Annotated in this window: 12 protein-coding genes and 1 tRNA gene; 2 read left to right on the plus strand and 11 right to left on the minus strand. The window is 68.9% G+C overall.

Features of this window, described 5'->3' with window-relative positions:
* Nucleotides 1–23: 23 nt before the first annotated feature.
* Nucleotides 24–977 (minus strand): 30S ribosomal protein S2, encoded by a 954-nt coding sequence (gene rpsB, locus RUH65_RS07805; protein WP_313816778.1) that lies wholly within the window; start codon nucleotides 975–977, stop codon nucleotides 24–26.
* A gap of 433 nt (nucleotides 978–1,410) precedes the next feature.
* Between rpsB and RUH65_RS07810 the strand changes: the two genes are divergently transcribed.
* Complete coding sequence (locus RUH65_RS07810) at nucleotides 1,411–2,100, plus strand: M23 family metallopeptidase (RefSeq protein ID WP_313816779.1); 690 nt, start codon at nucleotides 1,411–1,413, stop codon at nucleotides 2,098–2,100.
* A gap of 6 nt (nucleotides 2,101–2,106) precedes the next feature.
* Here RUH65_RS07810 and RUH65_RS07815 read toward each other — a convergent pair whose 3' ends face one another.
* Nucleotides 2,107–3,264: a glycosyltransferase gene (locus tag RUH65_RS07815; RefSeq protein WP_313816801.1), complete on the minus strand. Its 1,158-nt coding sequence runs from the start codon at nucleotides 3,262–3,264 to the stop codon at nucleotides 2,107–2,109.
* 334 nt (nucleotides 3,265–3,598) lie between these two features.
* On the opposite strand from RUH65_RS07815, the gene RUH65_RS07820 reads away from it, so the two are divergent.
* On the plus strand, nucleotides 3,599–4,768 hold the full coding sequence (locus RUH65_RS07820; protein WP_313816781.1) for an S-layer homology domain-containing protein: 1,170 nt from the start codon (nucleotides 3,599–3,601) through the stop codon (nucleotides 4,766–4,768).
* A gap of 29 nt (nucleotides 4,769–4,797) precedes the next feature.
* On the opposite strand, the gene RUH65_RS07825 is transcribed toward RUH65_RS07820, so the two are convergent.
* The 9 genes from RUH65_RS07825 to RUH65_RS07865 form a co-directional block, all read right to left on the minus strand.
* Complete coding sequence (locus tag RUH65_RS07825) at nucleotides 4,798–4,968, minus strand: hypothetical protein (RefSeq protein WP_159549772.1); 171 nt, start codon at nucleotides 4,966–4,968, stop codon at nucleotides 4,798–4,800.
* 152 nt (nucleotides 4,969–5,120) lie between these two features.
* Nucleotides 5,121–5,194 (minus strand) — tRNA-Ile (locus tag RUH65_RS07830).
* A gap of 37 nt (nucleotides 5,195–5,231) precedes the next feature.
* Nucleotides 5,232–6,734 carry a lipase maturation factor family protein gene (locus RUH65_RS07835; protein WP_313816782.1) on the minus strand — a complete coding sequence of 501 codons (1,503 nt, stop codon included), beginning with the start codon at nucleotides 6,732–6,734 and terminating at the stop codon, nucleotides 5,232–5,234.
* Nucleotides 6,735–6,744: 10 nt separating this feature from the next.
* Nucleotides 6,745–7,944 (minus strand): glycosyltransferase, encoded by a 1,200-nt coding sequence (locus RUH65_RS07840; RefSeq protein WP_313816783.1) that lies wholly within the window; start codon nucleotides 7,942–7,944, stop codon nucleotides 6,745–6,747.
* A gap of 54 nt (nucleotides 7,945–7,998) precedes the next feature.
* Nucleotides 7,999–8,913, minus strand: coding sequence for a DMT family transporter (locus RUH65_RS07845; RefSeq protein WP_313816784.1), 915 nt, complete (start codon nucleotides 8,911–8,913; stop codon nucleotides 7,999–8,001).
* Nucleotides 8,910–9,554 carry a CDP-alcohol phosphatidyltransferase family protein gene (locus tag RUH65_RS07850; protein WP_313816786.1) on the minus strand — a complete coding sequence of 215 codons (645 nt, stop codon included), beginning with the start codon at nucleotides 9,552–9,554 and terminating at the stop codon, nucleotides 8,910–8,912. Before RUH65_RS07850 ends, RUH65_RS07845 begins: the two co-directional genes overlap by 4 nt.
* Before the next feature lie 29 nt (nucleotides 9,555–9,583).
* Nucleotides 9,584–10,474, minus strand: a complete 891-nt coding sequence (locus RUH65_RS07855) for a phage holin family protein (RefSeq protein WP_313816787.1) — start codon at nucleotides 10,472–10,474, stop codon at nucleotides 9,584–9,586.
* Nucleotides 10,475–10,695: 221 nt separating this feature from the next.
* Nucleotides 10,696–11,208 (minus strand): ferritin, encoded by a 513-nt coding sequence (locus RUH65_RS07860; RefSeq protein WP_313816788.1) that lies wholly within the window; start codon nucleotides 11,206–11,208, stop codon nucleotides 10,696–10,698.
* 124 nt (nucleotides 11,209–11,332) lie between these two features.
* Entirely contained in the window at nucleotides 11,333–12,556 is a 1,224-nt protein-coding gene (locus RUH65_RS07865) for an MFS transporter (RefSeq protein ID WP_313816789.1), read from the minus strand.
* Nucleotides 12,557–12,788 lie beyond the last annotated feature (232 nt).

The following is a 12,788-nucleotide window of genomic DNA, read 5'->3' on the forward strand; positions in this document are numbered from 1 at the left end:
GTGTGGGGCCGGCCGGTGGTGGATCACTTGGCCTCGGGGGCCTCTGCTGCCGGCGCCTCGGTTCCCTCAGCGGCCTCGGCCACCTCGGAGGCGTCCGCCGAAGCCGGAACGTCCTGTGCGGCCTCGACGTCGGCCTGGGCCGCCTGCTCGCCCTGCGGGGAGGACATGCCGCCCGTGGCGGGTCCGGCCTCCGGAGCCGCGGCCTGCTCGGCCTGGTGCTGCTCGAGGAGCTCGCGCTCCCACTCGGCCATCGGCTCTTCGGCGGCCTGGCCACCGGACTTGCCCTGGTTGCGGGCGATGAGGCCCTCGGCGACGGCGTCGGCCACCACGCGGGTCAGCAGGTTGACGGAGCGGATCGCGTCATCGTTGCCCGGGATCGGGTAGGTGACCTCGTCGGGATCGCAGTTGGTGTCCAGGATGGCGACCACCGGGATGCCCAGCTTCTGGGCCTCGTCCACGGCGAGGTGCTCCTTCTTGGTGTCCACGATCCAGACCGCGGAGGGGGTCCGGGTCATGTTGCGGATACCACCGAGGTTGGACTCGAGCTTGGTCAGCTCGCGCTGTAGCAGGAGCAGTTCCTTCTTGGTGTGGCCGGAACCGGCGACGTCCTCGAAGTCGATCTCCTCGAGCTCCTTCATGCGCTGCACGCGCTTGGAGACCGTGGCGAAGTTGGTGAGCATGCCGCCGAGCCAACGGTGGTTGACGTAGGGCATGCCCACGCGGGTGGCCTGCTCGGCGATGGCTTCCTGACCCTGCTTCTTGGTGCCGACGAAGAGGATGGTGCCACCGTGGGCCACCGTCTCCTTGACGAACTCGAAGGCCCGGTCGATGTAGGACAGGGACTGCTGCAGGTCGATGATGTAGATGCCGTTGCGCTCGGTGAAGATGAAGCGCTTCATCTTGGGGTTCCAGCGGCGGGTCTGGTGTCCGAAGTGGACGCCGGAGTCCAGCAGCTGGCGCATGGTGACGACAGGCATGTCGCTCCTTGTATGTTGTCGGTTGACGACCGTTCCGTGGTGGCCCGGTCCCTGGCATGTCCTGCGGGCGAACCCGGCATTCCCGACGCTGACCCGGGGCATCCGCTCAGCGGATGGTCGGGACCGATGGTGGGAACCTGCCGCACCCGTGAGGGCCGGCATCAGTCATACGCGTAGTCAGCGGCGCACTCCGCACGTCATCACTGACGGCAAGGGCACACAACTGCTGGGCCCATCTTACCCCAGCCGGATCCATGCTCCGAACCGGTCGGCGTGCGGCTCGACCTGCCGCTTCCGCCCTTCCGGCCCGTGTACCCGCCAGTGCCCCGTGCGGTCCTGCGCCATTCCTCCACAGGGAACCGGTCCGGCGTCCTCATCCACCAGCGGGCCGCCCCGTCCCCCACGGACGACGCCGGCACCCCAATCTGGAGTCATGTCACCGTGGTCCTGGCTCAACCTTCCCGTCGATGGCGGCGGTCGGTTCCCCCTGGTGCTGCGCCTGCTCGGCCTGGCAGCCCTGGGGCTGACGGCCCCGGCCTTCGTTCCGCCGATCACGACCGCGGCACCCGTGGCACCCTCGCCGCAGGTCGCCACGGCGGCCGAGGTGTCGAGCGGCTGGGTGCCGCCCACCTCGGGTGCGATCCTGCGGGTCTTCGAGCCTCCCCCGGAACCGTGGGCGGCCGGCCACCGCGGCGTGGACTGGGAGGCGACGGGGGATGAGGTAGTGGCACCCGGAGCCGGGACGGTGCGCTTCGCCGGACCGGTGGCTGGGCGCCCCGTCATCACGCTCGCCCACGCCAACGGCATGCTCTCGAGCCTGGAACCGGTCACGGCCGCGGAGCACTGGTCCGTCGGCGACCGGGTGGAAGCGGGAGAGCTGCTGGGCACCGTGGGGCCGGGCCGGAGTGACGGGGAGGGCGACGGTGACGGCGGTCAGGGCAGCAGCACGGCACCCTCGGGGTCGGGACACTGCGCGCAGCGTTGCGTCCACTGGGGTGTGCGCATCCCGGATGGCTGGGTGGTCGACGGCGCGGCCTGGGACCGCTACCTCGATCCGCTGGTGCTGCTGGGCTGGTCCGGACCGTCGATCCTGTGGCCACTCGAGGGCGGACCACCCCGGTAGGGGCAGCTATGCAGAGCGTGCGGTCCGGGAGCGCCGCGCGGCGATGTCCCGGGCCAGGTCCACCAGCGCCCGGGCGGAAGCATCCCAGCTGAAGAGGGCAGCCCGCTCGGCCGCCGCCCGGGAGGCCGCGGCGAAGACCTGAGGATCCTCCAACTCACGGACCCGCGAGGCCATCTCGACCGGCGAGGTATCGGCCGGATGAGCGGCCGCTGCCCCACCGGGCGCAGCAGGCCCGAGGGGCACGAATCGTGCGGCGCCGCCGTCGGGACCGCCGATCTCCCGGAAGATCTCCGCATCCGAGACCACCACCGGGGTCCCCTGCGCCATGGCCTCGGCGAGGGGCAGGCCGTAGCCCTCGGCCCGGGAGACAGTCACGAGGGCGGTGGCTGAGCGCAGCAGCCGTACATAGTCCTCGTCCGTGGTGCCGTGATGGAAGACGACCGCCTCCTGCTCGACACCGGCCGCGCGGGCCACGCCCACGAGCTGGCCCTCCCGGTCGGCGGAGATCCTGGAGAGCAGGTGCAGCCGATAGCCGGGGAGGTGGGCCATGGCCCGGATGAGGGTCTGGACGTTCTTGTAGTCCATGAAGGACCCCATGTACACCAGCGACTTCTCTGGAGCCCTTTCGGGGTCACGGGGCCGGGCCACCGCTTGCGGCGCGTTCCCGATGATGCGGATCTCACGCCGGGTGAGCCGGTGACGCCGCATCAGGGTGCGGGTGGTCTCGGAGACGGTGGCCACGGCGTCGGCCCGGTCCAGGACCCACCGCTGGGGCCAGTAGGCCAGGTGGAAGGCCCGCCAGAGCAGCTTGACCGGCCCCGGCATGTCCGCCGGCGGGGTGCGGTGCTGGTAGTAGATCAGGTCATGAAGCGTCAGGATCAGGCCGTAGTCCCGGCCGGCGGAACCCATGGTCTGCATGGGAGAGAAGACGACGTCCGGCCGGTGCGGATTGAGCTGCCGGGCCAGGAACGGTTCGAGCGGGGACGTCGGGTCCGTGACCTGCACCCAGGGCAGCCCTGCCGGCAGCATCGGCAGCTGGGCTTCGTCCGAGATGATCATGGTGACCTCTGCCGCCGGTGCGAGGCGTGCGGCCGCAGCGATGAGGCTGGCACCGTAGCGGGAGATGCCGTCATGGAATCCGATCCGCGTGTAGCGGGCGTCCATGAACAGTCGAAGCGGGCGTTCCTGCGGAACATCCGTGGCGCGGGCTGTGGGGACCTGGGGGGTCTCGGGAGTCTCGGGGGCTGGCACGGTTCCACGGTACCGGGCAGCAGGACCCAGGGCGGCGAGGCACCTGAAGCATAGGTCTCCGGGAAAGCGTGGGATCTTGAGGTGTCAGTTCCATAACAGTGCGATATCCTGATTCCTGGCTCTGGTCATCCGGGCGGGTAGCTCCTGACCCGCCGGTGAACCGCCGCCTCCACCCGTCTTTCCCCGGACACGGTCTGTCCGGCGTGGGACCTGTCATGCTCGTGATCGCACCTTGAAGGGGACCACTGTGTCTTCATCCTCTCGCCCCACCGCCCCGTCACCCCGCGCGCAACGACCGTTCCGGCACCGCGTTGCAGCCTTCATCGGCGCGACGGCCCTGGCGGCCTCCGCCGCGACCGCCGGTATGGCGTCGGACGTGATGACGGCGCGCCCGGCCACCGCCGCCCAGTGCTCCTCGTCCGGCTTCTCCGACGTCAAGAAGACCAACAAGACGTACTACTCCGCCGTGACCTGGGTGTACTGCAACGGGATCACCACCGGGTACACCAATGGCAAATACGGCCTGTACCAGAACATCACCCGCGCCGAGGTGGCCACCTTCCTCTTCCGCCAGGTCACCCCGAAGTACATCCAAAACGGGCAAAAGTACTTCACGGACGTGCCCGCCACGGGACAGTACTATTCCGGTCCGATCACCTGGATGGCCCAGGCCGGCGTGACCTCAGGCAATGCCGATCGATCATTCGGCGTGACCCGGGACATTACCCGCGGCGAGATGGCGGCCTTCATCTACCGGCTGGCCGGGGCCACGAAGAAAGGCCCGAACTACTCCCCGTTCAAGGACATGGGCTGGTCCACGTCCTTCTACCACGAGGCCAGCTGGCTGCAGGCGAACGGCATCGCCCGCGGCTACGCCGACGGCACCTTCCAGCCGCAGCAGAACATCACGCGCGGCGAGACCGCCATCATGCTCCAGAACGCGAACCGCTTCATCGCCCACCGTGGTGACGTCAGCACCCCCGCCATCAGCCCGTTGCCGAACCAGACGGACCGGCCCTCCACCACAGCACCGTCCTGGACCTCGAAGGTCGTCACCTGGGCCACCGCCAAGGCCAAGGACCCCCGCGCGCAGTATCAGTGGGGTGGCAACGGGCCCTGGGAGTACGACTGCTCAGGGTTCACCGTGGATGCCTTCAAGGCCGCCGGACGGGCACTCCCCCGCACCGCGCGAGCCCAGCACGGGGCTGCCACGTCCTCTGTGCCCGTCTCCCAGGCGAAACCCGGCGATCTGGTCTATTGGTCCAACAACGGCACCGGCTCGGGGGTCTATCACATTGCCGTGGTGATCGGGGGCGGCAAGATCGCTCATTCCCGGAACGAGAAGGAGGGCCTGTCCATCACCAACATCAACTACAGCCCGTACAACATGCTCCCGCAGGCCGGCCGCTACTACTGACCGCTACTGCTGAGAGAGCCCGGGTCGGGTCACGACTTCACATCGACCTTGGGCCCGCCGGTCAGGGTCCCCCGCACGAGGGCAAAAGCCTCCGCGAGGGCTCGGATGGACTTGGGGCTGTCACTCTCCGCGACCTGCTCGGTGATCTTCTTCAAAAGGGCCGTGGCCGCTTCCTCGCGTGCTTCCGTGTAAGCAGACATGCGCTTCTCCCATCTGGTGGATGCCGGTCTGTCCGACTCACTCCACCGTATCCCGCACGGGAGGGACGACGCGACGTCCCCTCATCCGCCTCTGACGTGGTGCGTCCGTTCGGGAGAGAACGAGAGGACGGTATCGGAGATCGCCACAAGGGTAGGGCGTGCGGGACTTGAACCCGCGACCCAGGGATTATGAGTCCCCTGCTCTGACCAACTGAGCTAACGCCCCCCGGCGTCCGGCCGTGCCGGACGCGCAAGGCTCCATCCTAGCGGGCGGCGACGGGCCCGATGACGATCCGGCCGTCGTCGCGCATCCAGTAGTGGCCGGTCTCGCGGCGCTCCGCCCGCGTGGCGAAGCGGTACCGGAAGGACCTCACGCGGATGAACCGCGGCGGGCGGCCAGCGCAGGGGTCCTGACGCAACAGCCGCAGCACGGCCGGGTCCGCCACCAGGAGCCGGGCCAACAGGGTGTGGAACCAGCGCTGGTGGAGACCACTGAGGGGGAGGAACCACATCATCCAGTCCAGCCGCAGGTGGTATGGAGCCCATTGCCGCGGCCGGCGCCGCACGTCACCGGGCTTGCCCTTGAACTCGTAGGGCCGCCAGTCGGCCTCGTCCTCCGGGGGATGGTCCCCGGAGCCGGCTTCGGTGGCCTCGATGATGATCTCGATCCGCTGCCGGGTCACCGAACCGAAGGCCCCGTAGGCGTTGCCCAGCTGCCACCGGTTGAAGGAGGCGTTCATCAGCTGGCGCCGGGAGAACAGGTTCCGCAGGGCCGGCACGGACGCCACGATCAACGCCACTGACCCGGCGAGGACGATCACGGTCCAGTACACGGGGGTACCGGCGGCGGACCCCTCGCTCGCGGCCCCGGACTCCAGCGCGGCGTCGGCGCCCAGGTCCGCCGGCAGCGCCGGGATGATGCGGTGCAGCACCGAGTCACCCAGGGCAGCGGCGGCGAGGACGATCGTGGCCCAGTTCAGCCAGGCGAAGTTGCCGGTCGCCACGAGCCAGAGCTGGGTCAGGATGATCGCTCCGGCGCCGATCGAGGCCACCGGCTGGGGCAGGAAGAGCAGGAACGGCACTCCGAGCTGGGCCACGTGGTTGCCGACCACTTCGCAGCGGTGCCACCACGGGGGCTTGAGGTGTGCCTGCCGGCTGAGCGGATTCGGCATCGGCTGTGTCTGGTGGTGATAGTCCAGCGCGGTGAGGTCCCGCCATTCGGGGCCGCCGCGCATCTTGATCATCCCGGCCCCGAATTCGAGGCGGAACACCAGCCAGACCACGAGGATCAGCACCGGTGCAGGTGGCGGCACCTGCTGGGAGCCGAGGAGGCCCACCGTGAATCCGGCCTCGAGCAGCAGCATCTCCCAGCCGAAGCCGTAGAACACCTGCCCGATGTTCACCACGGAGAGGTAGAGACCGTACAGGCCCAGGAACAGCGCGAGCGGCAGCCAGGGCGGTCCGGTCTGCGGGATCCCCGTTACCAGGAGTGCGGAGACCGCCATCCCGACGCCGGCCAGCACCGCCAGCCGGCGGTCACTGTAGCCCCAGCGGTGGAAGAGGGTCGGCCCGCGCTGACGCCCGGCTGCCAGCAGCTCCGGGGCCGGCAGCAGGCCTCGCTCCCCCAGCAGGGCCCGAAACTGGTTCAGCGTGGACAGGAACGCCACGAGATACAGGGCGGCGACCCCGCGTTGCAGGATCTCCCGCGCCCATTCTCCGTCAGGGGCCGCGAGCCAGCCCGGCAGGATCTCGGTGAACCACTCCACGCGGCCGATCCTAGAGCAGTGCGCGGACCTCTTCAGCGGTTGCTCCACGGTAGAGCATCTCGAACAGGTCGATCGTCTTCTCCTGGGAGTGCTGGACCGCACGGTCGTGGGACGAGGCCCCCATCCGTGCCCGCTCCTGCTCGCTTGCCGTCAGCACGGTGGCCAGCTTGTCCGCCAGGTCCTGCGGGTCGCCCGGGGCGAACAGGAAGCCGTTGTCACCGTCGGAGACCAGGTGTGGCAGCGCCAGGGCATCGGCCAGGACCACGGGGCGGGAGGCGCTCATGGCCTCGAGGGAGACCAACGACTGCAGCTCGGCTGTGCCGGGCTGGCAGAAGACATCGGCCCGCAGGTAGACCCGGTGCAGTTCGGCGTCGCTGACGTGGCCGAGGAAATGCACCCGGTCCTGGAGCCCGAGCTCGTCCACGAGGGCGCGCAGGGCGGTGCGCTGTTCGCCGTCACCCACGATCTCCAGGTGGGCGCCCACCGTGGCGGCCAGTGCTCCGATGGCGCGGATGAGCACGTCCACGTTCTTCTCCACCGCGAGACGGCCCACAAACAGGACCGTCGGATGCTCCCGGCGCTCGACCGTCTCGCCCGGGGCCAACTCGTACGCGGAGGAGTCGATGCCGTTGGAGATCGGCAGCACATAGTCCAGGTCGGCGTTCGCGGCCATGGTCTTCGCCGCCAACGCCGTGGGCGTGGTGACGGCGGCGGTCTTGCGCATCAGGCGGCCCATGTCCCGCCAGGAGTTCTTGGACACGATGTCCAGGAACCACTGCGGGAACGGCAGGAAGGGCTCCAGATTCTCCGGCATGAAGTGGTTGGTGGCGATGGTGCGGATGCGCCGTTTCTCCGCCTCTTTGATGGCCGCCTCCCCGATCATGTAATGGCACTGCACGTGCACCACATCTGGGCGGATCTCCTCCAGCAGGGACCCGATGGACTGGCTGGCATGCCGGCGGAACACGAGCCGGTAGTACTCGTGGGTGGGCGCGGCCACGGACTGCAGCCGGTGGACAGTGGCCTCGTCGTTGTACTGGACGGAGTCGGGTCCGGACTCGTTGCGGGCAGCGACCACGTGGACCTCGTGACCGCGCGCATGCAGGGCCCGCGCCAGCCGATAGCAGAAGACGGAGGCTCCGTTGACGTCCGGCGGGTAGGTGTCCGCCGCGATGAGGACCTTCAGTTTGCGGTCGGTTGCTGCCGTCACGGGCAAGGGGCTCCTGTCTGGTGGGGGGCCGGTGCCGCTCGGAACCGGACCGTACTAGTCCTCGACCGGCGCTCTGGCCGCACGGCGACGTTGTTCGCGGCGCTTGATCACGTCCGGGTGATGACGTGACAAGGCAACGACTCCGAGCGTAGCAATGGCGGCCGCCACGACCATGCATAAACCCACCCACCAGGGCAGATTCGGTTGGAGCTCACCCAACACGATGATGCCGGTGAGGACACCGACCATCGGATCGACCACCGTCAGGCCGGCGACCACAAGGTCCGGTGGGCCGTGCCGATGTGCCATCTGGACGAAATAGACGCCCAGGAGGCCGGCCACGGCCATGATGCCCAGCTGATACCAGGGGATCCCGAGCAGTCCGCCGGCATCACCGCGGAGCAGGTGGATCGAGGCCAGACGCACGAAGACCGCCACGAAGCCGAACAGCACACCGGCACCGAGGATGAACAGGAAGGCGCTGGGCCGGCGTCGGGATATCACCGCCACGAGGGCGAAGACGGCCGTGGCGGTGAGCGCGACGACCGCTGTGAGCTGCTCCTGCATCAGCGTGGGCGCCGGGTTCTCCTCCGTGGCGACCATGGCGATCAGCACGAATCCCGCCGAGCCGGCCACGCACGCGGCAATGGCCCAGATCGTGGCGCGGTTGAGCTTCAGGCGCTGGATCCGGGCGTTGAGCACCGTGGTGATGACCACGGCGATGGCACCGATCGGCTGCACCACCGTCAGCGGGGCCGTGGCCAGGGCGTAGACGTTGAGAATGATCCCCAGGATCATCAGGGCGCCGCCGGCCAGCCACACGGGGGAACGGAAGAGGGTCAGGAACCCGGTCCGGGGATGGATGCGGAGGTAGGCCTCATGGCGGCGGACGCCCACGGACTGGCGTTCACTGCCCAGCGCCAGACAGCAGGCGGCCAGCAGGGCCGCCAGGATGGACAGCCATTTCATGCGAGGGACCAGCTGGCCCGGTCTCGGGGGTCGATGCCCCGTTCCCGGAGTTCGCGGTGCTTGCGCACGCAGCCGGCCAGGTAGTCCCCGGCAGCCCAGACGTGGCCGGCGCAACCGAGCCCGAGCAGGATGGTGGCGATCAGGGTGAGCGCGTCCTCGGCCAGCCCGGGCACCTGACCCAGCAGCAGCAACGGCGTGCCCACGAGCAGCAGTGCCGTGCGGATCTTGCCCAGGGCGGTCACCTCGAGTTCGGGGCTGCCGCGGAACAGGACGAGGGCGGTGATGCCCAGGATCAGATCCGGGGCGAGGACACTGACCACGAGCCACAGGGGGGCGATGCCGGCGAGCACCATCGTGACCACGATGACCATGAGGGACAACCGGTCCGCCATCGGGTCGAGCCACTGGCCCACCGTGGAGATCTGGTTGAAGCGGCGGGCGATGTAGCCGTCCACCCAGTCGGTGCAGGAGAGCACCGCGAGCACGATGAAGGCGGCCAGGTACTGCTGCGTGAAGACCAGCCAGACGAAGAACGGGACCAGGCAGAACCGCGCGAGCGTGATGACATTCGGGACGGTCCAGAACCGGTCCGTCACCACATAGTCGATATCGTCCCGGGTGCCCGCACCGATCAAACGCATGGGGTGACTCGCGCCCGCCGTGGGCGCGGCTACTTCTTGAGCTGCCGGGCGAACACGGCGACGGCGGTGGTCGCGGCGCCGAGCATCGCCAGCGGCTGCCACCGGTCCTTCACGAAATCACCGGCGTCGTTGGCCTTCTGACCGGCCCGGGCACCGGTGTGGTGCGGCGCGGTCGGAGAGGTCGGATCCGGCTCGGCGGAACCGGTGCCGGACGCCTCGCCCTTGAACTGGGAGGTGAAGGCGGAGAACTGGGACTTGAGGTCCGTCTTCTCCTCCAGGCCCGAGCGGAGGTCGCCCAGGTGCTGACGCCGCAACTGCGTGCGGCGGCGCAACTCGGCATAGGACGGGCTCTGGATCGTGGCATGTTGCGGGGCCTCGCCGCGCTTCCGGGCCGCCTTGTCCTCTGCGGCCGCGGCCTTGCGGCGTTCGGCCTCGCGGGCAGCGGCGACCTTCTTCTCCTCGGCCTTCTGGGCCTCGAGACGGTCGAACTCCGCCGGGTCGAAGGCGTTGCCCTCCTTGAGATAGCCGACGTCATACTTCACGCCCTGGATGGTCTCCGCGGGGACCAGCGGCATGGCCGCCTTCACGCGGAGCAGCCCGATCAGCAGGAAGATCAGGGCCACGAGCAGAGCGCCGGCCGCGACCATGAGTGCGGAGAACCAGATGGGCCGGTCCTGGGCGAAACCGCCGATCATCGCGACGATCAGTGCCACCACCATGATGAACAGGAACACCAGGCCGACGACGGCGAGTCCGACCCCGATCCCGGCGGTGACCGCCTTCTTGCCCATCTGGCTCTTGACCATGGCCAGCTCGTCCTTGAGCTGCAGGGGAAGCAGACGGCCCGCCGTGGTCACCAGATCTGGCAACGAGCTGGAGCGGGTCTGGTCCGTCACGCGGGGAGAACTCTGGTTGGCCATGTGAGTGTGCCTTCCCTGTGGTCTACGACTGGAATTCGGTGCTGACCCGGACCGGTCCGGGCAGGTCAAACCTACCACCGACCGTCCTTCTCCCGAGATCACCCAGGGCCGTCGCTTGACACTTCAATCTCTGCGATGAGGGTCGAACTGAAGCCGGTGCCTTTCCCCTGACGAGCGGCACCGGCTTCCTCGGTCTCCGGCGGAATCTCCCCGGGGGCGGATCAGGCCTCGGTGGTCCCCACGGAACGCGAGCCCAGCTCGGCGTCCAGGCGCAGCAGGCCGGCACCGTCATTGCCGATGAGCTTGATGCGGCCGATGATCTCACTGACCGTGGCCTCTTCCTCGATCTGCTCGTCGACGAACCAGTTCAGCAGCGGGCGGGAGTCCAGGTCACCGGCGGCCTCGGTCTCGCGGTACAGGTCCCGGATGGCGTTGGAGACCTTGACCTCGTTGGCCAGGGACTCCTCGAAGATCTCCAGCGGGCTCAGGCCGGCCCGCACCACGGGCGCGTTGATCGCGCCGATCTCGGCATGGTTGCCGCGGTCCACCACGTGATCGATGAACTTGTTGGCATGGACGATCTCCTCGTCGGCCTGGTGGCGCAGCCAGGAGCCGAAACCGGTCAGGTCCTGCTCGTCCGCCTCAATGGCCAGCTGGCGGTAGGCCAGGGAGGACTCGAACTCGAGGGTGATCTGTTCGTTGAACTTCTTCACAAGGTCTTCTGAGATCTTCATGGGACCACAGTAGAACCGCACGAGCGCCTTGTCATCGAAGGAAAGGCTCTGCTAAAGAAGGCAAGCCTGGGCTCATCCGCGCCCCTGACGTGCGGAGGCGGGTCAGAAATCGGGTCGGGACCGGTTAGAACCGGGACCTCGGGGAACTGACGCGATGGCTCAGGACCAGCTGCAGGGCGGAGACGGCCAGCACCACCACGATGGCGGCGGTCCAGTCCCCCAGCAGCCCGTTCATCAGCCCCAGGCCGAAGGGACCGAGGGCGGCACCCAGATACCCCAGTGACTGGGCGAGCGTGGACAGCGCCGTGGTCTCGGCCGGGGTCTCCCCGCTCCGGCTGATCAGGAGCATCAGCAGCGGGAACACGCAGAAACCGAGACCCATGAGCATCGAGGTCCCGATCACCCAGTCCACCGGGGCCAGCAGCAGCACCACATAGCCGGCGAAAGAGGCGCCGCAGGTGATCATGAACGCCGTGCGCAGCAGCCAGGGTCGGCCGGCGAGGGTCAGCAGCACCATCATCGTGGGGATGCCGACCAGCTGCATCAGGCCCAGCATCAGCCCGGCCGTGGTGGCGTCCATCCCCCGGGAGATGAGGATGTGCGGGTACCAGCCGAGAACCCCGTACGCCAGGAACGCCTGGGCGGCGAAGAGGGCCGTGAACAGCTGGCCCTTGCGCGTCCTCAACAGGGCCCACGGCGAGACGTACGGCACGTCCCGGCGCGCGGCCCAGTCCCCGGACAGCCGGCTGCGCACCGCCAGGGGGACGAACACCGCTAGCGCGACGGCAGCCGGGATCGCCCAGGCCGCCAGACCTGCGGTGGGCGAGCCCAGTCCGCGGGCCACGGGGACGGCGAGGGCCGCCGCCGAGGTGGCGCCGATCGTCATGGAGACCGTGTACATTCCCGTCATCGTGGCGGCCCTGGCCCCGTGGTGCTGGCGGATGTAGGTCGGCATCGCCACGTTGCAGACGGCCAGCCCACACATGCCGATCACGGTGCCGGCCAACAGCAGGACGGTGGATTCGAACACCCGCAGGGCCAGCCCGCCGGTGAGCAGCGCCAGGGCCAGCGCGATGGCCGGTTCCAGCCCGCTTCGGCGCACCAGCCAGGCGGTGCCCGCCCCGGCCACCGCGAAGCACAGCACGGGGATGGTCGGCAGCAGGGAGGCGGTGAGCGGCCCGTAGCCGAGTGTGTCCTGCAGGTCCTGGAACAACGGCCCGGCCGAGGCGATCCCGGCCCGCAGGTTCAGGCCGATCAGCACGACGGCGAGCACGGACACCAGTGCGGTGCGGGTCCGCCGGCTGGCCGGTCCGGAGGGTTCGGGTGGCCCTCCGGGCGTGCGCGTCATGACTTGAGACTAGTCCAGCCCCACGGTGGATCCTGGTCTGCACCGGACGCGAACCGACGACAAGGGAGGAGACCCGAAACGTCTTAGAATGGCCCACATGGTTCACTCCAGCATCGCGATGATCAGGATACGTCCCGGCCGCTGACGGCGGCCCGGTGAGACACCCCACGATCAACTGATCCACCTCGACCGCCGTCCCGGTTCCTGCCGGGCGGCCCTCTGGCGTGCCCGG

Source organism: Citricoccus sp. (assembly GCF_032154715.1).
Lineage (GTDB): Bacteria > Actinomycetota > Actinomycetes > Actinomycetales > Micrococcaceae > Citricoccus.

Coding starts and splice junctions, on each gene's coding strand:
- RUH65_RS07825 (WP_159549772.1), bottom strand. CDS start 4,968: ATGTCTGCTTACACGGAAGCACGCGAGGAAGCGGCCACGGCCCTTTTG.
- RUH65_RS07850 (WP_313816786.1), bottom strand. CDS start 9,554: ATGCGTTTGATCGGTGCGGGCACCCGGGACGATATCGACTATGTGGTG.
- rpsB (WP_313816778.1), bottom strand. CDS start 977: ATGCCTGTCGTCACCATGCGCCAGCTGCTGGACTCCGGCGTCCACTTC.
- RUH65_RS07845 (WP_313816784.1), bottom strand. CDS start 8,913: ATGAAATGGCTGTCCATCCTGGCGGCCCTGCTGGCCGCCTGCTGTCTG.
- RUH65_RS07810 (WP_313816779.1), top strand. CDS start 1,411: ATGTCACCGTGGTCCTGGCTCAACCTTCCCGTCGATGGCGGCGGTCGG.
- RUH65_RS07855 (WP_313816787.1), bottom strand. CDS start 10,474: ATGGCCAACCAGAGTTCTCCCCGCGTGACGGACCAGACCCGCTCCAGC.
- RUH65_RS07860 (WP_313816788.1), bottom strand. CDS start 11,208: ATGAAGATCTCAGAAGACCTTGTGAAGAAGTTCAACGAACAGATCACC.
- RUH65_RS07815 (WP_313816801.1), bottom strand. CDS start 3,264: ATGGACGCCCGCTACACGCGGATCGGATTCCATGACGGCATCTCCCGC.
- RUH65_RS07865 (WP_313816789.1), bottom strand. CDS start 12,556: ATGACGCGCACGCCCGGAGGGCCACCCGAACCCTCCGGACCGGCCAGC.